We start from the raw sequence: 24,658 nt of genomic DNA on the forward strand, positions 1-24,658 counted from the left end.
AGAGCGTGTACGGTACACGCTCTTTTTTATAGGCTTGAATCAAAAGGCCGTCTGAAAATTGTTTTCCAGACGGCCTTTCTATCAAACCGGGATGATTCGGTTAAATAGGAAAACTGGGATTAACGTGGACGTGGTTCGCAGTTTTTCACCAGGAATGAGCCGTTAGGGGCGTTCACGCCAACTACTTCAGAAGTAGTGTGGGTGTTTTTGTCGATGAAACCGGCAGACATTACATAGCCTTTACGGTTGGTGAAAGTAGTGCCAGTGCTGTCAGAACGTTTTTTGTCGACAACCAAAGAGGCTTTTTTGCCACCGGCATTTACGTCAGCAGTAACTGCACGGCCGCTACGGTCAAAGCCGTACATCACGTTTAGTGATTTGCTACCGTCACAACGGTAAGAAACGAAGCCGGCAGGTGCAGCGGCAGCAGAGAAGGAAATAGTAGCCAATGCGGCTGCAGTGATAACAGAAAGTAATTTCATGATCTAAGCTCCATATGAGGGTTGTGTGTTATCTTGCAAAGTGAGAAAGGGTTTCCGTTTGCAGATGAAGCGTATTTTAGGCGTTTTGTCGGTAGTGGCAATTGGGTAAATTGCAAAACAGTGTTTACTTATGGTTACCGGATTGTTTATTAATAGAAAGTTGTTTGTAATTTGGTGTTGCAAAGTGGTTATGCGGGTTGTTGCGGAATATATACATTAATGATTCTTTAAGAAATATAGCGAAAGAATACAAAAAAGGCCGTCTGAATATTCAGACGGCCTTTGATATGAAGCGGTTTAGAAGAAGAAAATTGCAGCCACAGTCACGGCGATGATGCCGTAGATGCTCATCGGGATCACAGTTTTCTTGATGATGGCGCCTTCGGCGTTGTTTACGTTCAACACGCTGCACACGGCGATGATGTTGTTGATGCAGACCATGTTGCCCATTGCGCCGCCGACAGATTGCAGGGCGAGGATGAGGGTAACGGACAGGCCGGTATCAAGCGCGATTTGTTGTTGAATCGGACCAAAGGTCAGGTTGGATACAGTGTTGGAGCCGGAGAAGAATGCACCGATTGCACCCAGGTATGGGGAGAAGTACACCCAGTGTTCGCCAGCCGCATTGGCAAATTCTTTACCGATGATTTTCACCATGGAGTCGTCGCCGCCAACCATCATCAGTTGAACCATAATCAACGCACCCATCAGGGCAAGCAGAGGTTTTTTGGTTTGGTTGAAGGTTGCAGCATAGAAAGACCACGCATCTTTGAATTTGGTTTTGTACAGCAGGATGCAAATCCAAACGGTGAAGACAAACGGAATCCAAGCCGGAACGTATAGGGTTTGGTAGGAAGCGTTTACGCCTTGGTCGAAGATGTTGCCGAAGGTGATGGTTAGGGAGTCGCTGACGGTGATTTTGGACAAATCAAACGGCAGTTGGAAGCTGAACCATTCTTCTTTGCTGGTCAGCAGGCCTTTGATGCCCAGCTGTTTGATACGGGTGATCACCAGCATGCCGATCAGCATACCCAAAGGAGCCAGTGCTTTGGCAACTTGTGCGAAAGGTACTTTTTCTGCATTCGGGTCTTTGGCATAATCTTTGCTCAAGCCCCAGCCGCGGTTTGCTGCGAATACGGACACCATCAGGCCGATTGCGCCGGCAACCAGAGATGGGAATTCTTCATTAACCATCGCCAAGGCAACGTAAGGAAGGGTACAGGAGAATACGGCGATACCGATGAAGCCCAAGTTTTTGCGGATTTCAGCCCAAGGTACGATGAAGCTCAAGCCGATCACAGGGATGATGAAACCAGCAAAGAAGTGCATTACGCCGGTTCTCATACCGATTTCCATAATGCTCTTTTGATCCAAGCCCAAAGGCGCGAAGCCGAACCAAGTCGGGGTACCTACTGCACCGAAGGACACGGGTACGGAGTTCATGACCAAAGTGAAGATGGCTACTTTTAATGGGTTGAAGCCCAAGCTCATCAGGATTGGCGCGGCAATGGCGGCAGGTGTGCCGAAACCGGATGCGCCTTCAATCATAAAGGCGAAAGACCAGCCGATAATCATCAACTGGGCAATCGGATTCGGGCTGATGGTAGCCAGCCATTTGCGGATGACGTCGATACAGCCGGTGGTTTCCATCATGCGGTTAAACATAATGGCACCGAAAATCACGGTAATCGGGGTCAGGGTAGAGACGAGGCCGGACGCGGCTGTTGCGTTGAGCAACATAGCGTCGTTGCCGAAATAAAACAGTTTGATGGCATAAATCAGCGCGGCGGTAATCGGCAGCGCGACGTAGGACGGCATACTGTTTTTCTTAACCATCAGCCAGATCAGCAGCACAATGGGAAAAATACTGAGAAAGAGAGCCATGGGATTATCCTTGGGGCAACGGGCACCATAACCGTCAATCAATGGCGGTTTGATGCGATGTGTTGAGTAATAGATGTTTTTCGAATAAGGATTGCCACTTTTTTAGATGCAACCAGTTATCAGGTAAATTGGTTTTACCAATTTATGAAAACTGTTGCACACTTTACGTAATCTTATGTAATCGGTCAAGAGGTTTGTAACAAAAAAGGCCGTCTGAAATTGGGTTTTCAGACGGCCTGAGAGCATTGCCAGTAGTGCATTTGGTCGAATATCGAATGGTATTTACATTCAATATTTTGTAAAGGATTTGTTTTTAATTGATTTCAAACGAATTATTCTATTCCTGCCCATTTATGCGTCTGTACGCTCAGTTGCCAATGGACGGGGGAGTCGGATCGGCTGTTTAATACGCCGATTTGGCGGATGGTGTCGTAGATATTCATCACACTGTCTTGTTCGCAAGGCGAGAGGTAGTAATGTTGGGCGCGGATTTTGCGTTCCATCTCTTGGCAAAACGCAACGACATCGCCGTCGGCAACAATACGCACTTCGTCGGCTTTCTCGATGCAACTAGATTCATATTTGGCGGCATAGCAGGCTTTAGGGCTGGTGGCAACGTAGTCGATTTGCGGCGGCGCGGGGTTGAGGCCGTTGGTTTCGATACACAGAAAATAGCCTTCGGCTTTGAGTGCATTGAGCAGGGTATCCAAATGCGGTTGGATGGTGGGTTCACCGCCGGTAATGATGATGTTGCGCGCCGTGTAGGTTTTCAGACGGCCTAAAATATCGGACAGGCTCATCATGCTGAATTTAAGGTAGTCGGTATCGCACCAGCTACACGCGAGATTGCATTTGCCCAAGCGGATGAAAACGGCGGGCATACCTGTATTCCAGCCTTCGCCTTGCAGGCTTTCAAAGATTTCGACAATGCGGTATTGGGGATTGTTCGGAGTGATTTGAATGGTCATGAATGTAGGGTGTGCGGGATTTAATTGTTGTGGTGAAGCGTTTTGAGAAATCGGTTGAGGCAGCCATTCTTTCTGTTAGTTTGAGGGGAAAGAATGGCTGGTGTGTTTAAGCGTTAATGACGGCTGCGGCGGCCAAAAATGCCGGCAAGCCTTGTTTGAGCAGAATGCCTTTGTTGTCGGATGAAAACGCGCCCCATGCGGCGGCGATGAGGACGAAGCCGAGGAACAGGATGGTTGCGCCGTAAACGGCGTTGTCGGGTGCGGCAAAGCGTGCCCATACCAAGCCGATGGCGAGGAAGCCGTTATACAGGCCTTGGTTGGAAAACAGGGTTTGCACGTGTTTTTGTTCCATAAATTCGTAAGGCATGTTGAACAGTTCCGACGCTTTTTCGCTTGGGATTTGCGTCATTTCGAGCCAGGCGATGTAGAAGTGTTCGACAGCGACGAAGAGGACGAGGAGGGTAGAGATGATTTTCATGAAGATTCCTTTTGATGTTTAGCGGATGAGGTATTTATGGGAACGGGCCGTCTGAAAAATAGAGGACAGCAGTTTATTCCCCTTCATATTCAGCACACGACGTCGGCGTTTCCCATAATTTTACGCTGCATACTTTGACACCGGCGTTTTTCAGACGGCCATACATTTCTACGCTCATGTTTTCGGCGGTGGTGCGGCAGGGCAGGCGCAGGGTTTTCATGTTCCAGCCTTCCAAAAGCGCGGCGATTTGGCTTTCGCGTTCGTTGTTGCCGTGATAGATGAAGGCATGGTCGAATGGGTCGGTAATGTGTTGTTTGACGATGGCTTTCAGGTCGGTAAAGTCCATCACCATGCCGTCTTTGGCACCGCCTTGGATAACGGGCGCGGAGACGGTGATTTCGAGTTTGTAGGTGTGGCCGTGCAGGTTTTGGCATTTGCCGTCATGCCCGTCGAGCATGTGCGAGGAATCGAAGGTAAAAATTTTGGTGATTTTCATGAGATGAAGGAAGCCGATGAGGCCGTCTGAACGGTGTAAAACCTGTTTCAGACGGCCTTAAGATTATTGTTCGGAAGGGAGTTTGAGGAAATGCTCGCGATAATGGCGCATTTCTTCGATGCTTTCGAGGATGTCGTCCAATGCCTTGTGCGAACCACGTTTGACCACGCTTTTGGCAACGGCAGGATTCCAGCGTTTGGCTAATTCTTTCAGCGTGGATACGTCTAAGTTGCGGTAGTGGAAATAGGCTTCCAAACGCGGCATGTATTTGACCATGAAGCGGCGGTCTTGATGGATGGAGTTGCCGCACATGGGCGTGGATTTCTCGGGTATCCATGCGGACATGAAGTCCAACAGGTTTTGCTCGACTTCGGCTTCGGTCAGTTTGGATTCGCGCACGCGTTGGGTCAGGCCGGTACGGCCGTGGGTGGCGGTGTTCCACTCGTCCATGCCGTCGAGCAACTCGTCGCTTTGATGGATGACGTAAACGTCCGATTGCGCCAGTACGTTCAAATTGGAATCGGTAATGATCATGGCGACTTCGATAATGCGGTCGTGTTCCGGGTTGAGGCCGGTCATTTCCATATCGAGCCAGCAGAGATTGTTTGCGTTTTGGGTCATTTCAGACGGCCTTATGTTTTCAGTTGGTAGTATTATAAAGGATAAAGGTTCGGGCCGTCTGAAAGCATTTGTAACAAGTTGTGCAATCTCTTGATATAATCGTCCGTTACACAAAAATTCACCGCCAAAAATCATGAACCCAAGCCCTTTGCTCGATATTATCGATACGCCTCAGGATTTGCGCCGTCTGGAGAAAAAACAGCTACCGCAAGTCGCCGCCGAATTGCGCGAATTTCTGTTGGATTCCGTCGGTAAGACGGGCGGCCATTTCGCCAGTAACTTGGGCGCGGTCGAGCTGACGGTGGCACTGCATTATGTGTACGACACGCCCGAAGACCATTTGGTTTGGGATGTCGGTCATCAAAGCTATCCGCACAAAATCCTCACCGGCCGCAAAAATCAAATGCACACCATGCGCCAATACGGCGGTTTAGCCGGTTTTCCGAAACGCAGTGAGTCGGAATACGACGCGTTCGGCGTGGGGCATTCTTCCACATCCATCGGCGCGGCATTGGGCATGGCCGTTGCGGACAAACAGTTGGGCAACAACCGCCGCAGCGTCGCCATCATCGGCGACGGAGCCATGACGGCGGGTCAGGCATTTGAAGCCCTGAACTGCGCAGGCGATATGGATGTTGATTTGCTGGTCATCCTCAACGACAACGAAATGTCGATTTCCCCCAATGTCGGCGCGCTGCCGAAATACCTTGCCAGCAACGTCGTGCGCGATATGCACGGCCTGTTGAGCACCATCAAAGCCCAATCGAGCAAAGTGTTGGACAAATTGCCCGGCGCAATGGAGCTTGCCCAAAAAGTTGAAAACAAAATCAAAACCTTGGCAGGCGAAGCGGAACACGCCAAACAGTCGCTGTCTTTGTTTGAAAACTTCGGTTTCCGTTATACCGGCCCGGTGGACGGCCACAACGTTGAAAATCTGGTCGATGTATTAAAAGACTTGCGCGGCCGCAAAGGCCCTCAGTTGCTGCACGTCATCACCAAAAAAGGTAACGGCTACAAATTCGCCGAAAACGATCCTGTCAAATATCACGCTGTCGCCAAGCTGCCGAGCGAAGTGCCTGCTCCGGAAGTCAAACCTGCCACGGCCAAACCGACTTATACGCAAGTGTTCGGCCAATGGCTGTGCGATCAAGCGGCGGCGGACGAGCGTTTGGTTGCCATCACGCCTGCCATGCGCGAGGGCAGCGGCTTGGTTGAGTTTGAACAGCAATTCCCCGACCGCTATTTCGACGTCGGCATCGCCGAGCAACACGCCGTTACCTTTGCCGGCGGTTTGGCATGCGAAGGCATCAAGCCTGTCGTGGCGATTTATTCCACTTTCCTGCAACGCGCTTACGACCAGTTGGTACACGACGTTGCCTTGCAAAACCTGCCTGTTTTGTTTGCTATCGACCGTGCAGGTATTGTCGGTGCAGACGGCCCGACCCATGCCGGTTTGTACGATTTGAGCTTTTTGCGTTGCGTGCCGAACATGATTATTGCTGCACCAAGCGACGAAAACGAATGTCGCCTGCTGCTCTCAACCTGCTATCAGACAAACTCTCCATCTGCCGTCCGTTATCCGCGCGGTACAGGCACGGGTGCAACCGTTTCAGACGGCCTGGAAACCGTTGAAATCGGCAAAGGCATCATCCGTCGCGAAGGCGAGAAAATTGCCGTTATTGCCTTTGGCAGCATGGTTGCCCCATCATTGACCGCCGCCGACAAGCTGAACGCCACTGTTGCCGATATGCGCTTTGTCAAACCGATAGATGAAGAGCTGATCGTCCGTCTTGCCCGAAGCCACGATTACATCGTTACCGCCGAAGAAAACGCCGAACAAGGCGGCGCAGGCAGCGCAGTGTTGGAAGTGTTGGCGAAACACGGCATCTGCAAACCGGTATTGTTGCTGGGTGTAGAAGACAAAGTCACCGAACACGGCGATCCGAAAAAACTTTTAGCCGATTTGGGGCTGAATGCCGAAGCCGTTGAAAAACGCATTGGCGGTTGGATAGAGACTGTTTAAGCTTTACAAACAACAGGCCGTCTGAAATCTTCAGACGGCCTTTTCAGACTATAAGGGAAAACCCCATGATCAGTATTTTCGATATTTTTAAAATCGGCATCGGCCCGTCCAGCTCGCATACCGTCGGCCCGATGAAGGCTGCGGCCACTTTTGCCGATTTGCTGCATGCCGAAAACTTGGATACGCAAGTGGCGCGCATTGTCATCGAAGTGTACGGCTCGCTTGCCTTGACCGGCATCGGACACGGCACATTCGACGCATTATTGCTTGGTTTGGAAGGCAGCCTGCCGCACGATATTCCGCTTGCAGACATCCCCCAACGCTTGGAACGCATCCGCACGCAGCACGTTTTAAAACTCAACGGCCGTGAAATGGCATTCAATCCTGAAAAAGATTTGGATATCCGCGGCGACAAAGTGTTGCCCAAACATCCGAACGGTTTGAACTTTATCGCCTACAATTCAGACGGCCAGAAGCTGAAAGAGCAGATTTATTATTCGGTCGGCGGCGGTTTTATCGTAACAGACGAAGGGTTTGCACAAGAAGCGCAGGAAAATTCAGACGTGCCATATCCTTACAAAAACTGCGACGAGCTGCTGGCACAATGCCGTCTGAACCAGTTGAATATTTCCGAAGTCGTGTTGGCCAATGAAGCGGCGTTGGCAGGTTGCGATGAAGCGGAAGTACGCCGCCGTGTGGCTGCCGTGGCCGATGTAATGGAAAACTGCATCAAGCGCGGCTTGGGTGCGGAAGGGCAGCTGCCGGGCGGCTTGAACGTCCGCCGCCGCGCGCCGCAGTTGGCGGCCAAACTCAAAGTCCTGCGTGAGAGCGAAATCGTCAATACCCAACTTTGGCCGATGGTGTACGCCATGGCGGTTAATGAAGAAAACGCCGCCGGCGGCCGTGTTGTAACTGCACCCACCAACGGCGCGGCAGGCATCATTCCTGCCGTCTTGCACTATTTCCGCAAATTTAATCCGCACGCCAACCAATCGCGTGTCGAAGATTTCCTGCTGACTGCCGGTGCCATCGGTATTTTGTATAAAACCAACGCGTCGATTTCCGGCGCGGATGTAGGCTGCCAAGGTGAAGTCGGCGTGGCGTGTTCCATGGCGGCTGGCGCATACGCCGAAGTTATCGGCGGTACACCGAAACAAGTGGAAAATGCCGCCGAAATGGCCATGGAACACCACTTAGGCCTGACCTGTGACCCGGTCGGCGGCTTGGTGCAAATCCCCTGTATCGAGCGCAACGGCATCGCCGCCGAAAAAGCCCTCAAGCTCGCTACCCTTGCGCTTTTGGAAGACGGCACAGACAAAAAAGTCTCACTTGATGAAGTGATTCAAACCATGTTGCAAACCGGCCGCGATATGAAGGCAACCTACAAAGAAACCTCACTCGCAGGCCTGGCCATTACCTTGCAGAAAAAAGCCGTCCCAGTATCCGTGCGCGTGGTGGAATGTTAGCAATAGGGTAGGGGTCTGGCCAATAAGAAAAGGCCGTCTGAAAAACTTTCAGACGGCCTTTTTTGTATGGATCGAATAACTAACCGTTTTTTTGATAAGGGTTTTCCAGTCCGGCCATTAAGTCGCGGAAGTATTCGCGTAGCTGTTTTTCGGAACAACCCATCAGCAGCGCGTCTTCAAATGCGTCCTGCGCTATTTGGTACAGTTCGTTCAAGTTTTCGGTCATGACTTTGACTTTTTCGGTGCAGGAAACAATCTGACCGTCATCGTCATACCATTTGGGCATTTGCGGCATTGCCATCATGCACCTCAATTCAAGAAACGGGATGGATCGTTTTTCTTCACGCGGCGGCCGAAGGCGTATTTCGCGCTCCAATATTTGTGGCCGAGGCTGGTAATTTCGATACGTTTGCCCGTTCTCGGCGCATGAATGAAATTGTTGTTGCCGATGTAAAGGCCGACGTGGGAAATACGGCCGGGACCCATGGTGCGGAAAAAGACCATGTCGCCCGGCTGCAATTCCGAACGGCTCACGGCAACGCCCATTTGCGCCTGTTCGGCAGAGGTGCGCGGCAGGTTTACACCCATGGCGCGTTTAAAGATGTGTTGCATGAAGCCGCTGCAGTCAAAGCCGGTAGAAGCCGATGTGCCGCCGTAGCGGTAGGCCACGCCGAGCAAGCCCATGGCGCTGCCGATCAATTCGTCTGCATTGCCTGAAGGTGCGCGCGTATTGTTGCTTGGAGCGGGGTGTGTATTGACGGGGTGGACAGGGGTTGCCTGACGCGTATTGTCGTAAACGTTGGCGTTGTCGTTGAATTGGTTTAAAACATGCTGACGGGTGGTAATCAGGTTTTCCAAATCATCGGCGTAAGAAAAATTGACGCTCGCGAGCATGGCGACCGAAGTCCAAACTGCTGCGAGCCGGAGTAAAAAATTCATTATAAAAACTTCCGTTTCAGAAGGCATTCCCTGCCGATTGCAGGCACATTGCCGGTTTCTGAGATGTTATCCCGTATCATTCTCTTGTTATCTGCTTGATTGTATTCAAAAACTGTCTTTTTGGCAAAAAAACTGCTGTTATTTTGCGTTAAACCCTTGTTTCCAAACAAACTAGAAAAACATCAAACACGGTTTCGCTTGATTTATCCGCCGCTGCAACCATATAAGCGGCATTCATTGATTTATTTTCAGAGACTGACATGACACAAAATCACAGCGATATCCGTACACGCTTTATCTTCGACGATATGCCTATCCGCGGCATGCACATCCGCCTTGAAAAGGTTTGGCACCACATTGTCAACCAAAAGCATTATCCTGTCGCCATCCGTCGCGCATTGGGCGAATTGTTGGCCGCCGGTGCTTTATTGTCTGCCAACCTTAAAAACGAAGGCGCGCTGATTGTTCAGGTTCAAGGTCAGGGCCGTCTGAAAATGTTGGTGGTGGAAGCGACTTCTGAAAATACTGTCCGCGCTACCGCGCGTTGGGACGAAACTGCTGAAATCCGTGATGATGAAAGTCTGACTGAGCTGTTGGGCGAAAACAGCGTGTTCGTTTTGACCCATCAGCCTAAAGATACCGACCCGTGGCAAGGTGTTGTACCGCTGGAAGGCGACAGTATTGCGCAAATGTTGGTCAACTATATGAAACGTTCCGAGCAGCTCGATACCTATATTACGCTTGCCGCCGACGACCAAGCCGCAGGCGCATTATTGCTGCAACGTCTGCCGGAAGAAGAATTGGATGATGCCGCGTGGGAGCATGTGACTACGCTTGCGCAAACGCTTACTTCGCAAGAATTGACCGGTTTGGACGCTCATCACGCCCTTTACCGCCTTTACCATGAAACCCCGCCCCGCGTTTTTGAACCGGAGACTATTGAATTTGCCTGCACCTGCTCCCGCGGCAAAGTCAGCGATATGCTGTTGATGCTTGGCGGCCAAGAAGTCGGCGGCGTGGTGGCGGAACAAGGCAGCATTCAAATCGATTGCGATTTCTGCCATACCAAGTATGTGTTTGATGAAACCGATGTCAATGCTTTGTTTGGCGCGGATGTGGTGAATGCCGTCCGTCAAGAAAATGAGCGTTTGCAGTAAGCTGGGGATAAAAGTTTCTTAAGGAAATTGGCTTAATAGAAGGGCAGGTGCAAAACCTGCCCTTTCTTTTTGGAAAACTGAATATCATCAATAGAAAATGCCGTCTGAAAAAAAAGCGTGGCTGATTTCAGACGGCATGATTGTTTTAAACGATGTGTTTAATGTTTAAAGATTATTTCCAAACCAACAAAGCGTGGTTGCGTTTGCCGCGCCGTACGATGGTGTATTTGCCGAAACGTTTGTGCGCGTCGGTCAGCAGATAGGCATCGTCGGGGCGTTCGGCGGCGTGGTTCGGATTGTTCAGTTCGGCGGCTTGTCCGTTGAGCAATACCGCTTTGCTGTTCACAAAACCGCGCGCTTCTTTGTTAGAAGATGCCAAACCGGTTTTCACCAAAGTCTCAACCACGTTGAGGCTCTCGGAAACTTCAAAAGTCGGCAGGCCGTCGAGTGCCAGCTGCTCGAAGTCGCTTTCGGTGAGATGGCTTTGGTCTTCGGCAAACAGGCTTTCTGAAATGCGTTGGGCGGCGGCAAGGGCTTCTTCGCCGTGAATCAGGCGGGTCATTTCCTCTGCGAGAATGCGTTGCGCTTCTGGCTTGGTGCCGCTGGCTTTGTCTTTGGCTTCGATGGCATCGATTTCTTCGATAGACAGAAAGGTAAAGTATTTCAGGAATTTATACACATCGGCATCGGCCACTTTCAGCCAGAATTGGTAGAACTGATACGGAGAAGTTTTCTTCGCGTTCAACCATACCGCGCCGCCTTCGGTTTTGCCGAATTTGGTGCCGTCTGATTTGGTTACCAAAGGCAGGGTCAGGCCGAATACTTGTTTTTGGTGCAGACGGCGGGTCAAGTCGATACCGGCAGTGATGTTGCCCCATTGGTCGGAGCCGCCGATTTCCAAAACCGCGCCATGGCGTTTGTTCAGTTCGGCAAAGTCGTAGCCTTGCAGCAGGGAATAGGCGAATTCGGTGAAGGAAATGCCCACATCGTCGCGTTCGATACGCTGTTTGACGGATTCTTTGTTCAGCATGGCGTTGACGGAGAAATGCTTGCCGATGTCGCGCAGGAAGTCGAGGCAGTTCATGCTGCCGAACCAGTCGGCGTTGTTCGCCATAATGGCGGCGTTTTCGCCTTCAAAGCTCAAAAACGGTTTCAGTTGGTTGCGGATGCTTTCTACCCAGCCAGCAACGGTTTCGGCGGAATTCAAGCTGCGCTCCACCGCTTTGAAGCTGGGGTCGCCGATCATGCCGGTCGCACCGCCCACTAAGGCAATCGGCGTATGCCCTGCCTGTTGGAAACGGCGCAATGCCAACACGGGCAGCAAGTGGCCGATATGCAGGCTGTCGGCAGTCGGATCGAAACCGCAGTAGAGGGCGATTTTTTGTTCGTTTAACAAAGCGTCTAAGGCTTCGATGTCGGTAGTTTGCGCGATAAGGCCGCGCGATTGTAGGTCTTGGATAACGGAGGTCATGTTAAATTCTCAAATTACTAATGAAATCAAAGTGCTCAGATGGCTAAGTAAATGGTAGGGAGCTAAATTTTATTCATTTTTTTGAATTTTTTTGGATTATAAATAGAAAGACTGATCATTTTTAACTCGTTAAATGTTTGGTCAACTTCTTGGTCAATACTATTATTTAATATTTTGTAACGGGGAATAATCGTATTTTTTATATAGTTTTCCATTTTTTCTTTATATTCTATTTCTTTCTGCTTGCTTTTCTTATTGGCGTAAAATAAAGAAATTATAAGTACAATTAAATATACTATAAAAAATATTAAAAGAAAAATTTTAGTTTTTGTATTTATTTTTTCTCTTTTTTCATCAAAATCAGTAAATTGAATAGATTTTGTTGAGGTTGAGATGTATATTTCTTCTTTAAGTGGGGCATCTCCTAAAAATAATAAGGTAAAAGAAATAATTTCTCTATCTGAGTCAAGATTGCTTCTATCAAACTTTTGTAGATTGTATGTTATTTGAGATTCATTGGGATTGTATAAGTCATGTATTGATTTTTCCGAATATCCAATAGGTATATTTTTAGAGGATGAAAGAAGAGTATAATTTTTTGGCCATTTAATCTGAATATCTAAATTATCAAGATTTTTGGGAGATTGATTGATAAATTCAATGGTGCTTATGTTGAGGTTTTGGGTTTCTTTTCCTTGAAATGATACTTTTAAACTTTTCAATAACTCATTATTTTCTGAGGGGAAAAGAGGTTTTGTTGAGTAGCTGTAATCTATAGAAAGTTTGTCATCTGGAATAGTAATCCAGCCTAAGGACCATGCGAATATGGCCACAATAGTAGGAAAAATTAGACCAATAATCAATGCAATATAACTCTGTTTCATAAGTTAGACATCTTTAAAGATTTGTGTTTGGTCAGTCTCTGTGAAACTGACCAAATGTATATTTTACACGTTAAACAAGAAGTGCATCACATCGCCGTCCTGTACGACATATTCCTTGCCTTCTACACGCATTTTGCCGGCTTCTTTGGCTTTGGCTTCGCCGCCGAGTGAGACAAAATCGTCGTAGGAAATGACTTGGGCGCGGATGAAGCCGCGTTCGAAGTCGGTGTGGATGACGCCGGCGGCTTGCGGGGCGGTATCGCCTTTGTGGATGGTCCAGGCGCGGACTTCTTTGACGCCGGCGGTGAAGTAGGTTTGTAGGCCCAAGAGGTCGTAGCCCGCACGAATCAGGCGGTTCAGGCCGGGTTCTTCCAAGCCCATTTCGGCGAGGAACTCGGCTTTTTCGTCGTCTTCCAACTCAGCGATTTCGCTCTCCATCGCGGCGCATACGGCGACAACAGGGGCGTTTTCTTTTTCAGCCAATTCTTTCAGGCGGTCGAGGTGCGGATTGTTTTCAAAACCGTCTTCGGCAACGTTGCCGACATACATGGCAGGTTTGGCGGTCAGCAGGAACAGCGGTTTGAGCATGGCGAGTTCTTCAGCGTCCAAACCGAAAGAGCGGACGGGTTTGCCTTCGTCCAAATGCGGCAGCAGTTTTTTGCACAGCTCGACCAGTTTTTGCGCGTCTTTGTCACCGGAACGGGCGCGTTTTTCTTCGCGGACAATGGCTTTTTCGACGCTGGCGAGGTCGGCAAGCGCCAATTCGGTGCCGATGGTTTCGATGTCGGCAATCGGATCGACTTTGCCTGCGACGTGGACGATGTTGTCGTCGTCAAAGCAGCGCACGACGTTGACGATGGCGTCGGTTTCGCGGATGTTGGCGAGGAACTGGTTGCCCAAGCCTTCGCCTTTGCTCGCGCCTGCAACCAAACCGGCAATATCGACGAACTCGACGATGGCGGGCTGCATTTTTTGCGGGTTGACGATTTTCGCCAGCTCCGCCATGCGCGGGTCGGGTACTTCGACGATGCCGACGTTGGGTTCGATGGTGCAGAAGGGATAGTTCGCCGCTTCGATGCCCGATTGGGTCAGCGCGTTAAAGAGGGTAGATTTGCCGACGTTGGGCAAACCGACGATGCCGCATTTCAAGCTCATGGTTTTTCCTGAAAAGATAAAAGTTTAACGGCGGATTATAGCATATTGTGGAGGTACTCAACACAGCCGCAATGCTGGTGTGTTCTTATGATAAAAGGCCGTCTGAAAAAGAGGGGCAGGCATTCAGCTTATTGTGTCTCCGAAGAATGAGTAAATGAATAAAGCCGTTAAATAAAACAATTTTTCGGACAGGAGGCTTAAGATCAAACCTGAAAGAATGCCCAGTACCCAATAAATCATCTGACGGTATTTCGGGTCGGATGCGGTACGCAACATTTTAAAATACAAAACCAGACAGCCGAACATGCAGATTGTTTGAAACAGAATGAGGGGGAGGTTGTCAATAGCTCCGGAAATCGAATCATGAAGGATGATTGTCCCTATGCGTATGCATAAATAAATTAAAGCCGATCCTGCCGCCGAATGCCCAAAAGGGACGGGCGTGTCGGATGAATCGGGTATTTTGTGGGGTTGAAGCCTGCCGAATAACAAGATAAATACAATGTCAAACATAATGATAGTTGCCTTGGCGTAAGATGTTTTTGTTTTCAGACGGCCTCAGGATTGTCTGAAAGCGTATTGTGCGGCGTATGGGGTAGTGCCGCGGTAAGGTACGTCAGTAGGCCGACCATCCACCATGCTGAAGCAGTTGCTATACTTAAATGAACACTTTGATTTGACAGTGGATTATCTGCTTTTGCCCGCAATAGTCCGAAATACAGGATAAGCTTAATGAATAGGGGGGAAGAGTGGCAAGCAGGTTGGGAAACATTATGGGGTTTACAGGTAAAACCTTTGCTGCGGTTCGCAATTAGTTTAAAGGTCGTCTGAAAACTGTTTCAGACGGCCTTTTTTCCGTGTTGCCTTAACCGGTATTACGCAAACCTTGCGCTACGCCGTTGATGGTCAGGTGGACCATCAGCAGCGCGTGCGGATTGTCGGGCTCTTTGCGCAGGCGTTTGAGCATGGCGACTTGCAGGCCGTTGAGGGCGTTTAGGTATGGAATCCTCAAGGCAAGCGAACGGGCGAGGCTGCGGTTGTCGCGCAGGAGCTCTTCGGTTTGCAGCAGGTCGAGCAGTGCTTTGCGGCTGCGTTGGTATTCTTCCTTGATCATGCCGAAGATGACTTTTGCTTTATCGGGCGATTCGCTCAAGCCGGCATAGTTTTCCGCCAAGGTGATGTCGGTTTTTGCCATCACCTGTTCCATATTGGAGAGCATGGCTTGGAAGAACGGATTGCTTTGGGCATGTTCTCGTAGGGCGGCCAGTGTGTCGGGATTGTCTTCGCACAAGGTTTCCACTGCGCTGCCGAAACCGTACCAAGCCGGCAGCATGAGGCGGTTTTGCATCCATGAGAATACCCACGGAATCGCGCGCAAGTCCTGAATCCGCGCCAAGGTTTTGCGGCTGGCGGGACGGCTGCCGAGGTTGAGGGTGGCGATTTCCTGAATCGGGCTGGTTTGCAGGAAGTAGTCGATGAAGTCGGGATGGGTAATCAGTTCGCGGTAGTATTTGAACGATACGTCCGACAAATCCTGCATCAGTTTGGCATCAGGGTCTTTTTTGTCCGGCAGGATGCTGGCTTCCAAAGTTGCGGCAACCAAGGTTTCCAAGTTGCGTTGGGCATTGCCCGGGTCGGCGTATTTGGCGGTAATGACTTCGCCTTGCTCGGTAATACGGATTTGTCCGGCAACGCTGCCTGCAGGTTGCGCCAAGATGGCTTGGTAAGATGGGCCGCCGCCGCGACCTACGCTGCCGCCGCGGCCGTGGAACAGGCGCATGCGGACATCGTATTTTTTGAAGAGTTCGACCAAGCCCAATTCGGCCTGATACAGACACCATGAGCTGGTAACGTAGCCGCCGTCTTTGTTGGAGTCGGAGTAGCCGAGCATGATTTCTTGGATGTTGCCTCGGCTTTCGAGCAGGGCATCATACCAGTCGAGGCGGAACATGGTTTCCATGACCGGACAGGCGTTTTCGAGTGCTTCGATGGTTTCAAACAGAGGCACGATATTGATGCGGCTGTGCGGTTTGCCGTTTTCAACCACCAACAGGCCGCTTTCTTTCAGCAGCAATGCCAAGGCGAGCAGGTCGCTGGGTTGTTCGCAGTTGGAAATAATGCTTTGTGTAACGGCATCTTCACCGAATTCGTCTTTGATTTTGCGCGCTTCGTTGAAAATTGCCAATTCGTGGCGGGTATGGTCGCTGTATGTGATGAACGGGCTGTACAGCGGACGTTGATGGCTCAATTCGCGCAATAAGGCGGTTTGTTTTTGCTCTTCGTTCAGGCTGTTGTAGTCTTCCAAGCCTGCATGTTGGAAAAGCTCGGCAACCACATCGGCGTGTTTGCCTGCGTGTTGGCGCAGGTCGAGCGGCATCATGTGGAAGCCGAACACGGATACGCTGCGGATAATATTGGCCAGACGGCCTTCCGCCAGCAGTTGGCTGCCGTTTTCGTGGAGCGAGCGTTGCAGTTTTTTCAGGTCGTTGAGGAACTCTTCGACCGTGGCATAAGGCTCGAGGAAGCCGAATTTGCAGCCCATGCCCAAACCGAGTGAGCGTGCTTTGCCCATGGCGCGTGCCATGATGTAGGCGATGGCGCGGCGGTAGGGTTCTTCGGTGCGGGCGATTTCTTCGTCAGGCGAGAGGGCGGCCAGTGCCATCACGTCGTCGTTGACTTTGACGCGGCGGATGGAGAGCGGCAATTCGCGGTAGAGTTTGTCGAGTTCGCCACGATAGAAGCGGAACACTGCATCGGCATGCCGTCTGAACGCAAAACGCAAGGTTTCGGCAGAAACGAACGGATTGCCGTCACGGTCGCCGCCGATCCAGCCGCCGATTTTAAGGATATTCGGAACGCGGACACCGGGATAGGCCGTCTGAAAATCGCGTTCCATTGTGCGGTAGAGTTTAGGCAGGGCTTCAAAGAAGCTCATTGGGAAGATGGATACACCATTGTTGATTTCGTCGTTGACGCTAAGTTTGTGGCGGCGCGTTTCGCTGGTCTGCCACAGGCCCAAAAGGACAGTGTCGATTTCGCGGCGCAACTGAGCCAGCGCTTCGGGGTTGGTGCAGCGTTCGCGTTGCGGCAGCAGCGTGCGGATACGGCGGTTGAAGCTCAAGACGGTTTGGCGTTGCACTTCGGTCGGGTGCGCGGTCAAAACGGCGGTAACGACCGTGTTGTCCAGTTGTTGTTGCACCGCTTTGCCGTTGACTTTTCCGGCTTTGAGCTTGCGCACGGTTTCCGTCAGGCTGCCTTCGGCACTGTTGTGTCCGGCCTCTTCGTGGATTTGGCGGCGGCGTTCGTGGTGTACGTCTTCGGCGATGTTCAAAATCTGCGCGAACAGGCCGCAGGCCAAGGTTAAATCGTGGGTTTGTTGTTCGTCCAATTGCGGCAACACCTTCTCAATCAAGGCAGCGCTGTCGTCTGAGGTCGATAATAGCTTAACGGTTTCGACCACCAAAGGCGACGCTTCCTCATGCAGCAGATTGAAAAGAGACTGTTTTAAAAATTCCGCATCCGCTGCCAGAGCGGCATCTTTTGGATTATTCAAGATATGCAGTTGCATGATTTTTCTCTTATTTAAATGTTAATTTGGGTGTATCGTGAATCCATTGTATAGCAGATTTTTATAAACTGCCAATGGTAACACCCGATACATTTCAAACCGGAAAACGGCCGTCTGTATCCGCCGCGTGGTCGCTGTCTGTAAAATGCCGTAAAATATTGCCCATCAAAACAGAGGCGAGAAACCCATGATTGAATTTCCCAACCAACCCGATTTTCCTGAGCAACACACCGCCGTCGCCGTCGGCACTATCAACATGAGCCAGCAGGCGATAAGGGTGTTGATAGAGAATGCCACCGAAAAGGCAAGTATCCTGACCATTGCCCGCGTTGCCGCCATTCAGAGCATCAAACAGACCGCCAACCTGATTCCGCTACACCTGCCCGGCCGCATCATCGGCGTGCAGGTTGATTTCGATATTAACGTTGAGTTGGCCTGCCTGAAGGCCACGCTGACCGTCCAAGCGCACAGCAACGGCAGCATTGCCACCGAAGCCCTGGCCGGCCTCAATTTGGCGCTCTTGAGCGTTTACGACATGATGAAAGACGTTGACCGCAATATGATGCTCAGCGGCATCCGCCTAGAATCCGAAACCAGCAGCGAAGGCCGTCCTTTCTTGTTTGACAACGCATACGAAAATATTAATTTCTAAACCATTCAGGCCGTCTGAACATTGGGTTTCAGCCGGCCTTATTATTATGATGAACGATCAACAACTCTTGCGGTTCAGCCGCCATATCTTGCTTGACGAAATCGGTATCGAAGGCCAAGAAAAACTCTTGTCCGCCCATGTGCTTGTTGTCGGTTGCGGCGGGCTGGGTGCGGCGGCCTTGCCGTATCTTGCCGCCGCCGGTATCGGCAGCCTGACGATTGCCGATGCCGATACCATCGACGAGACCAACCTTCAACGCCAAATCACGTTTACCGAAGCCGACATCGGTAAAAACAAGGCTTTGGTCATGCAAGGCCGTCTGAAACAGATCAATAGCCAAACACACATTACAGCTATTGCCGAATTTCTTGATGAGGCCAGGCTTGTCGAATTGGCAAACGCCGCCGACATCATCCTTGATTGTTCCGACAATTATCCCACACGCCAAGCAGTTAACCGCGCCTCCGTTGCCACGCGCACGCCTTTGGTTTCCGCAGCGGCCGTCGGCTTTGACGGACAAATCGCCGTGTACCGTCCCGATCTTCCCGATACGCCCTGCTATGCCTGCCTGTTTGATGGCGAACAAGCCAGCGACGGCGCTTGTGCATTGTTCGGCGTTTTTTCGCCATTGGTCGGCGTTATCGGAACGACCCAAGCCGCCGAAGCGCTTAAAGTGCTGATCGGTATCGGTACGCCGTCGCACGGCAAACTTTCTACCTACAACGCGTTGAGCGGAAAATGGCAGCAATACGGGGTGAGACACAATCCCGAATGCCCGGTTTGCAGTGGCCGTTAAAGACAAAAAGCAGGGTAGGGGTTTCAACATTCCTAAGCCAATCCGCTAGAGTAATCATACTTATCTTTCATTAAACTTGAAGGAAGGCGTTTCTTCCCTTTTCAGACGGCCTGTGGCACGATATGATTCAATGATTAATAAATTTTTTGAGGCCGTCTGAAAAAGGATAAGGAGAAACCGGCTTAATGAATATTATTCGTGCCTTATTGGTGGTATTGGGTTGCCTGGCTTTGGGCGAGGCAACCGTTTGGATTTTGGGGTTGAAGCTGCCGGGCAGTATTGTCGGCATGGCTTTGCTGTTTGCCGCGCTTCAGGCGGGCTGGGTCAAATTGTCTTGGGTGGGCGAACTGGCAGACATTTTGATGGCAAACCTGACTTTGTTTTTGGTGCCGCCTTGCGTGGCCGTCATCAGCTATTTGGATGTGATTGCAAACGACTGGTTTTCGATTTTGACGGCCACAATCGGCAGTACGATCTGCGTATTGTTGGTGACCGGCAAAGTGCATGAGTGGGTCAGGAGGCGGATGTGATGAATATAGACGGGCTGTTGCGCATGCCCTCGGTCATGCTGTTCCTGACTTTGGCCGTATATGCTTTGGCGGTGCAGATTCGGACGCGCACGGGGAATGTGCTGTGTAATCCGGTATTGATCAGTACGCTGGTGTTGATGGGGTATTTGAAGGTATTTGCCATCGATTACGAGCTGTATCATTCTGCTTCGCGCTTTATTGATTTTTGGTTGAAACCGGCAGTCGTGTTGCTGGCCGTGCCGCTTTATCGAAATTGGGACCGTATCCGCAGCCAGTGGTTGCCGGTGGTGTTGTCGCAGTTGGCGGGCAGCGTGACAGGCATTGTTACGGGCGTGTATTTTGCCAAATGGTTAGGTGCTTCGCATGAAGTGATTTTGTCGCTGGCTTCCAAATCCGTGACCAACCCGATTGCGATTGAAATCACGGCGTCTATCGGCGGTATTCCGGCGATTACGGCGGCAACGGTGATTATTGCCGGACTTTTTGGACAGATGGCCGGATATAAAGTGTTGAAAGGGGCGTTGTATATGCCTTCTTCAGTGGGAATGTCTTTGGGGACAGCCTCGCATGCGATGGGTATTGCGGCTTCTTTGGAATACGGTCGCCGTATGGCCGCATATGCCGGCTTGGGCTTGACGCTCAACGGAGTGTTGACGGCGATATTGGTGCCTATCTTGATTCCCTTATTGGGCGTATAGCGTTTGGGCCGTCTGAAAATAGTGTAAACAGGAGAAAATGATATGGCTGTAAATTTGACTGAAAAACGTGCAGACGAATTGTTGGAAATCGACGGCATCCGTCTGTTTACAGGTCGTGCCGGCATCAAACAACAAGACCGCGACGATTTGACACTGATGGTGTTGGGCGGCGGACATACGGTGGGCGCGGTGTTTACGCAAAACCGTTTCTGCGCCGCGCCGGTGCATATCGCCAAGTCGCATCTGTTTGACCAAGACGGCGTGTGTGCCTTAGTCATCAATACGGGCAATGCCAATGCGGGTACCGGCGCACAAGGCCGTCTGGACGCGATCAAAGTGTGCGCGGCGGCGGCGGAACAGGTCGGCTGCCAATCCAATCAGATTATGCCGTTTTCGACCGGCGTGATTTTGGAGCCTCTGCCTGTGGATAAAATCGTGGCCGCCTTGCCGCAAGTACGTCCTGCATTCTGGTCGGACGCGGCGCGTGCCATCATGACGACGGATACTGTACCGAAAGCCACTTCACGCACAGGCTTGGTCGGCGAAAAACACACAGTCCGCGCTACCGGCATCGCCAAAGGCTCGGGCATGATTCATCCGAACATGGCGACCATGTTGTCGTTTATTGCCACTGATGCCAAAGTGTCCCAACCGATTTTGCAACTGATGACGCAAGAAATCGCAGACGAAAGTTTCAATACGATTACCGTGGACGGCGATACCAGCACCAACGACAGCTTCGTGATTATGGCGACAGGCCGTTGCGGTCAGAGCGAAATCGACAATACCGCCGATCCGCGCTATGCGCAGCTCAAAGCCTTGCTCGGTTCGCTGGCTTTGGAATTGGCGCAGGCGATTGTCCGTGATGGCGAGGGTGCGACCAAGTTCATCACGGTTGAAGTGCAAAATGCGAAAAACCGCGAAGAGGCGCGCAAAGTGGCTTATGCCGTTGCCCATTCGCCTTTAGTGAAAACCGCTTTCTTTGCCTCCGACCCGAACTTGGGCCGTCTGTTGGCAGCCGTCGGCTATGCCGGTATTGAAGACTTGGATGTCGATGCTTTGAAAATGTGGCTGGATGACGTGTTGGTTGCCGAAAACGGCGGCCGCGCGGAAAGCTATACCGAAGAAGCAGGACAAGCGGTGATGAACCGTCCGGAAATCACCGTCCGCATCGATTTGCAACACGGTGATACGACGGCGGCTGTCTATACCTGCGATTTGTCGCACGAATATGTGTCGATTAACGCGGATTACCGTTCTTAAAAACCTTTATCCTTGTGTTCAGACGGCCTTTGAGAAAAGTATCAAGGCCGTCTGAACACATTGACTGCGTGTTTATTATGAAATTTCCCCAGACTTGGGCGGCGCGCCTTGCCCACAAAATCCGCCAAACCAAACGCTTGTCGAAAAAGAGCATTGCCCTTCTGTTTTTGTTGGCAGGATCGGCACTGGTTGCCCTGACGGCTTTGATGTTTGCGTACTTGGCGGATTTGGCTTTGGAATGGAACGCTTTGCTGGTGGGGAAATATCCGTGGTTTGCGTGGGTGGCTTTGCCGCTGGGTTTGCCGCTTTTGGCGTGGTTTACGCGCAAATTTGCGCCGTACACTTCCGGCAGCGGTATTCCGCAGGTCATCGCTTCATTGTCTTTGCCTTATGGCGCGCAGAAAACCCGTTTGATTCGTTTGGGCGAAACCTTTTTCAAAATTCCGCTGACGTTTTGCGCCATGCTGTTGGGCGCGTCTGTCGGCAGGGAAGGGCCGTCTGTGCAAGTGGGTGCGGCGGTGATGAACGCTTGGGGCGCGTGGTGTAAAAAGCACGGGCTGGCGTTTAGGGGTATGCAGGAAAACGATTTGATTGCCGCAGGTGCGGCCGGCGGTTTGGCGGCGGCATTTAACGCGCCTTTGGCCGGCGTGGTGTTTGCCATCGAAGAATTGGGGCGCGGCGTGCTTTTGCGTTGGGAACGCCAAATCCTGATGGGAGTGTTGGCGGCCGGTTTCATTCAAGTGGCGATACAGGGCAACAACCCGTATTTCTCAGGTTTTCAAGGGCATGAGCTGCCAAACATGCTGATGTGGGCGGCGGTGTCGGGCATCGTCTGCGGCGTGGCTGGCGGATTGTTCAGTAGCTTTTTGTATCGTGGCGCGGCGGCATTCGCACCGGTACGCTGGCGCAGTTTCATCCGCCGTCATTTGTTGGTGGTCGCCTTTGTAATGGGTATCTTGCTCGCGCTGCTCGGTACGTTTTATCAAGGTAAAACCTATGGTACGGGCTATCACGAAGCCGCAGCCGCACTAAAAGGCGCGTATGAAGCGCCGTTCGGCTTGGCAGTCGCAAAATGGGCGGCAACCGTGTTCAGCTATTGGGCAGGCATTCCCGGCGGCATCTTCACGCCGTCTTTAACCATCGGCGCGATGATAGGCGAACACATGGCTTCTTTCGCGCAACTGGGCGACGCGTCCAATGTCGCGGTTTTGCTTTGCATGGCCGCATTCCTTGCCGCCGCGACCCAATCGCCGTTGACCGCCGCCGTGGTGGTCATGGAAATGACGGGCGGACAGAATTTACTGTTTTGGATGTTGCTGACTTGCATCTTCGCTTCGCAAGTCTCGCGCCAATTCTCGCCGCATCCGTTTTACCATGCCGCAGGTTTGCGCTTCAGACGGCATATTGAAGCCGAAAGCGGACATGTTCAGCACGAGAAAAAAGAATAGGTCGGTATATAAAAGGCCGTCTGAAAATCAGATTTCAGGCGGCCTTTATTATGTCGTTTAAAGCTGTATTACAGTTTACTTAAACAGCAAAATCAGCAGCAAAACAACCGCAATCACACCCAGCCACAGGCTTTGGCGTTGCTGTACTTTGACCAAGTGAACATAGGCATCGCGCATTTCCTGCTGGCGGTTTTCATCAATCAGCGCACTGATTTTGCGCGGCAGGGAAGGGATGATTTGCGCCCAATCGGGAGCTTCGTTTTTGAGGTTGCGCCAAAGGGCTTTGGGGCCGACCTGTTCGTTCATCCAGCGCACCAAAAACGGTTTGGCGGTTTTCCACAAGTCCAAATCGGGATCGAGCTGGCGACCCAAGCCTTCGATGTTGAGCAGCGTTTTTTGCAGCAATACCAGCTGCGGTTGGATTTCGACATTGAAGCGGCGGCTGACTTCAAACAGGCGCATCAGCACCAAGCCGAAGGAAATCTGCGAAATCGGTTTGTTGAACACAGGCTCGCACACGGCGCGGACAGCAGCTTCCAATTCTTCCGCACGCGTGTCGGCAGGCACCCAGCCCGATTCGATGTGGGCGGTGGCGACGCGGTGGTAATCGCGGTTGAAGAAGGCGAGGAAGTTGATGGCGAGATAGCGTTTGTCGTAATCGGTCAGCGTGCCGACGATGCCGAAATCGAGGGCGATGTAGCGGTTGTCGGCGGCGACCAGAATATTGCCGGGGTGCATATCCGCATGGAAAAAGCCGTCGCGGAAAACTTGCGTGAAGAAGATTTCCACGCCGTAATCGGCGAGTTTGTGCAAATCGATGCCGTCGGCTTTGAGTTTGGCGATGTCCGATACCGGCGTGCCGTCCATCCATTCGATAGTCAGCACGTCTCTGGTGCAGTAATCGTAAAACACCTTAGGCACAATCAGCATATCGCTGTTTTGAAAATTTCGGCCAAGCTGGCTGGCATTGGCGGCTTCGCGCATCAAGTCCAACTCGTCGTGCAGGTATTTGTCAAATTCGGCCACCACTTCGCGCGGCTTCAAACGCTTGCCGTCTGAAAACAAACGTTCCACCCAGCCTGCACCAAAGCGCATCAGAGACAAATCCTGTTCGATAACGGGCAGAAGATTGGGGCGCAAGACTTTCACTGCGACCTGTTCGCCAGAATGCAGGCGGGCTTTGTGTACTTGGGCGATGGACGCGCTGGCGACAGGCTCGGTTTCAAATTCCGCGTATAAAGTGTCGATGGATTGGCCCAAAGATTTTTCGATTTGCGAGCGTGAAAGCTGCGCGTCAAACGGCGGCACTTTGTCTTGCAGCCTTGCCAGTTCGACCGCGTAATCGTGCGGAATCAAATCGGGACGCGTGGACAATACCTGTCCGAATTTGATGAAAATCGGCCCCAGACTTTCCAACGCCAAACGCAGGCGCACGGCAGGCGTCTCGTGTTTGAACTTGGACGACTGCGGCAGCATATTGAGGAAAGTCCGCGCCCAACCCGGACGGACCAGCGAGGCAATCAGCTCGGCAAGGCGGTAGCGGTAGAGCGTGCAGAGGATGGTTTTAATGCGTTTGAGGCGGTTCATGATGGACGCAGATAAATCGAAAAAACAGAATTATATAGGAAAAACGGGTAAGGGCTTCAGACGGCCTGAGACTTTTGCAAAAACATTTGCCG

General features: G+C 51.3%; 23 protein-coding genes. 9 read left to right on the forward strand and 14 right to left on the reverse strand.

Annotated elements, in window-relative coordinates:
- Positions 1–119: 119 nt before the first annotated feature.
- From ACTHSQ_RS01930 to orn, 6 genes are all read right to left on the reverse strand, one after another.
- On the reverse strand, positions 120–482 hold the full coding sequence (locus ACTHSQ_RS01930; RefSeq protein WP_440371179.1) for an ACP-like domain-containing protein: 363 nt from the start codon (positions 480–482) through the stop codon (positions 120–122).
- A gap of 297 nt (positions 483–779) precedes the next feature.
- A complete protein-coding gene (locus tag ACTHSQ_RS01935; RefSeq protein WP_440371180.1) occupies positions 780–2,366 on the reverse strand; it encodes an L-lactate permease in 1,587 nt (528 codons plus the stop codon).
- Positions 2,367–2,698: 332 nt separating this feature from the next.
- Complete coding sequence (locus ACTHSQ_RS01940; RefSeq protein ID WP_440371181.1) at positions 2,699–3,334, reverse strand: 7-carboxy-7-deazaguanine synthase QueE; 636 nt, start codon at positions 3,332–3,334, stop codon at positions 2,699–2,701.
- A 106-nt stretch (positions 3,335–3,440) separates the two neighbouring features.
- On the reverse strand, positions 3,441–3,812 hold the full coding sequence (locus tag ACTHSQ_RS01945) for a DUF1304 domain-containing protein (protein WP_440371182.1): 372 nt from the start codon (positions 3,810–3,812) through the stop codon (positions 3,441–3,443).
- A gap of 73 nt (positions 3,813–3,885) precedes the next feature.
- Complete coding sequence (queD, locus tag ACTHSQ_RS01950; RefSeq protein ID WP_003748900.1) at positions 3,886–4,308, reverse strand: 6-carboxytetrahydropterin synthase QueD; 423 nt, start codon at positions 4,306–4,308, stop codon at positions 3,886–3,888.
- 63 nt (positions 4,309–4,371) lie between these two features.
- Positions 4,372–4,929 (reverse strand): oligoribonuclease, encoded by a 558-nt coding sequence (gene orn / locus ACTHSQ_RS01955; protein WP_283120824.1) that lies wholly within the window; start codon positions 4,927–4,929, stop codon positions 4,372–4,374.
- Positions 4,930–5,062: 133 nt separating this feature from the next.
- On the opposite strand from orn, the gene dxs reads away from it, so the two are divergent.
- Positions 5,063–6,952 carry a 1-deoxy-D-xylulose-5-phosphate synthase gene (gene dxs / locus ACTHSQ_RS01960; protein ID WP_440371183.1) on the forward strand — a complete coding sequence of 630 codons (1,890 nt, stop codon included), beginning with the start codon at positions 5,063–5,065 and terminating at the stop codon, positions 6,950–6,952.
- Positions 6,953–7,017: 65 nt separating this feature from the next.
- Positions 7,018–8,418: an L-serine ammonia-lyase gene (locus ACTHSQ_RS01965; protein ID WP_440371184.1), complete on the forward strand. Its 1,401-nt coding sequence runs from the start codon at positions 7,018–7,020 to the stop codon at positions 8,416–8,418.
- 79 nt (positions 8,419–8,497) lie between these two features.
- On the opposite strand, the gene ACTHSQ_RS01970 is transcribed toward ACTHSQ_RS01965, so the two are convergent.
- A complete protein-coding gene (locus tag ACTHSQ_RS01970) occupies positions 8,498–8,719 on the reverse strand; it encodes a hypothetical protein (protein ID WP_004519529.1) in 222 nt (73 codons plus the stop codon).
- An 8-nt stretch (positions 8,720–8,727) separates the two neighbouring features.
- On the reverse strand, positions 8,728–9,357 hold the full coding sequence (locus tag ACTHSQ_RS01975; RefSeq protein ID WP_003684586.1) for a C40 family peptidase: 630 nt from the start codon (positions 9,355–9,357) through the stop codon (positions 8,728–8,730).
- Positions 9,358–9,617: 260 nt separating this feature from the next.
- On the opposite strand from ACTHSQ_RS01975, the gene hslO reads away from it, so the two are divergent.
- Positions 9,618–10,514 (forward strand): Hsp33 family molecular chaperone HslO, encoded by an 897-nt coding sequence (gene hslO, locus ACTHSQ_RS01980; protein ID WP_440371185.1) that lies wholly within the window; start codon positions 9,618–9,620, stop codon positions 10,512–10,514.
- A 172-nt stretch (positions 10,515–10,686) separates the two neighbouring features.
- On the opposite strand, the gene tyrS is transcribed toward hslO, so the two are convergent.
- The 5 genes from tyrS to ppc form a co-directional block, all read right to left on the reverse strand.
- Positions 10,687–11,985 (reverse strand): tyrosine--tRNA ligase, encoded by a 1,299-nt coding sequence (tyrS, locus tag ACTHSQ_RS01985; protein ID WP_003684542.1) that lies wholly within the window; start codon positions 11,983–11,985, stop codon positions 10,687–10,689.
- Between the two features lie 62 nt (positions 11,986–12,047).
- Positions 12,048–12,869, reverse strand: coding sequence for a hypothetical protein (locus tag ACTHSQ_RS01990; protein ID WP_440371186.1), 822 nt, complete (start codon positions 12,867–12,869; stop codon positions 12,048–12,050).
- Between the two features lie 63 nt (positions 12,870–12,932).
- Entirely contained in the window at positions 12,933–14,024 is a 1,092-nt protein-coding gene (ychF, locus tag ACTHSQ_RS01995) for a redox-regulated ATPase YchF (protein WP_016687874.1), read from the reverse strand.
- Between the two features lie 123 nt (positions 14,025–14,147).
- The gene (locus ACTHSQ_RS02000; protein WP_440371187.1) at positions 14,148–14,537 is read right to left on the reverse strand and encodes a hypothetical protein; all 390 of its coding nucleotides are present in this window, start codon (positions 14,535–14,537) and stop codon (positions 14,148–14,150) included.
- Between the two features lie 352 nt (positions 14,538–14,889).
- Positions 14,890–17,592 (reverse strand): phosphoenolpyruvate carboxylase, encoded by a 2,703-nt coding sequence (gene ppc, locus ACTHSQ_RS02005; RefSeq protein ID WP_440371188.1) that lies wholly within the window; start codon positions 17,590–17,592, stop codon positions 14,890–14,892.
- 187 nt (positions 17,593–17,779) lie between these two features.
- Here ppc and ACTHSQ_RS02010 point away from each other — a divergent pair, with 187 nt between their 5' ends.
- The 6 genes from ACTHSQ_RS02010 to ACTHSQ_RS02035 all read left to right on the forward strand — a co-directional run bounded on the left by ACTHSQ_RS02010 (position 17,780) and on the right by ACTHSQ_RS02035 (position 22,979).
- Positions 17,780–18,244, forward strand: coding sequence for a cyclic pyranopterin monophosphate synthase MoaC (locus ACTHSQ_RS02010; RefSeq protein WP_049352038.1), 465 nt, complete (start codon positions 17,780–17,782; stop codon positions 18,242–18,244).
- 49 nt (positions 18,245–18,293) lie between these two features.
- Positions 18,294–19,040 (forward strand): HesA/MoeB/ThiF family protein, encoded by a 747-nt coding sequence (locus ACTHSQ_RS02015; RefSeq protein WP_440371273.1) that lies wholly within the window; start codon positions 18,294–18,296, stop codon positions 19,038–19,040.
- 185 nt (positions 19,041–19,225) lie between these two features.
- Positions 19,226–19,570, forward strand: coding sequence for a CidA/LrgA family protein (locus tag ACTHSQ_RS02020; protein WP_049328555.1), 345 nt, complete (start codon positions 19,226–19,228; stop codon positions 19,568–19,570).
- Entirely contained in the window at positions 19,570–20,268 is a 699-nt protein-coding gene (locus tag ACTHSQ_RS02025; protein ID WP_440371274.1) for an LrgB family protein, read from the forward strand. The genes ACTHSQ_RS02020 and ACTHSQ_RS02025 overlap by 1 nt, the downstream gene beginning before the upstream one ends.
- Before the next feature lie 42 nt (positions 20,269–20,310).
- A complete protein-coding gene (gene argJ / locus ACTHSQ_RS02030; RefSeq protein ID WP_440371189.1) occupies positions 20,311–21,531 on the forward strand; it encodes a bifunctional glutamate N-acetyltransferase/amino-acid acetyltransferase ArgJ in 1,221 nt (406 codons plus the stop codon).
- A gap of 77 nt (positions 21,532–21,608) precedes the next feature.
- A complete protein-coding gene (locus tag ACTHSQ_RS02035; RefSeq protein WP_440371190.1) occupies positions 21,609–22,979 on the forward strand; it encodes a chloride channel protein in 1,371 nt (456 codons plus the stop codon).
- 75 nt (positions 22,980–23,054) lie between these two features.
- Here ACTHSQ_RS02035 and ubiB read toward each other — a convergent pair whose 3' ends face one another.
- Positions 23,055–24,566, reverse strand: a complete 1,512-nt coding sequence (ubiB, locus tag ACTHSQ_RS02040) for a ubiquinone biosynthesis regulatory protein kinase UbiB (RefSeq protein WP_003684607.1) — start codon at positions 24,564–24,566, stop codon at positions 23,055–23,057.
- Between the last annotated feature and the right edge of the window lie 92 nt (positions 24,567–24,658).

The sequence above is a fragment of the Neisseria sp. P0009.S008 genome, assembly GCF_051958615.1.
Classification (GTDB): domain Bacteria; phylum Pseudomonadota; class Gammaproteobacteria; order Burkholderiales; family Neisseriaceae; genus Neisseria; species Neisseria subflava.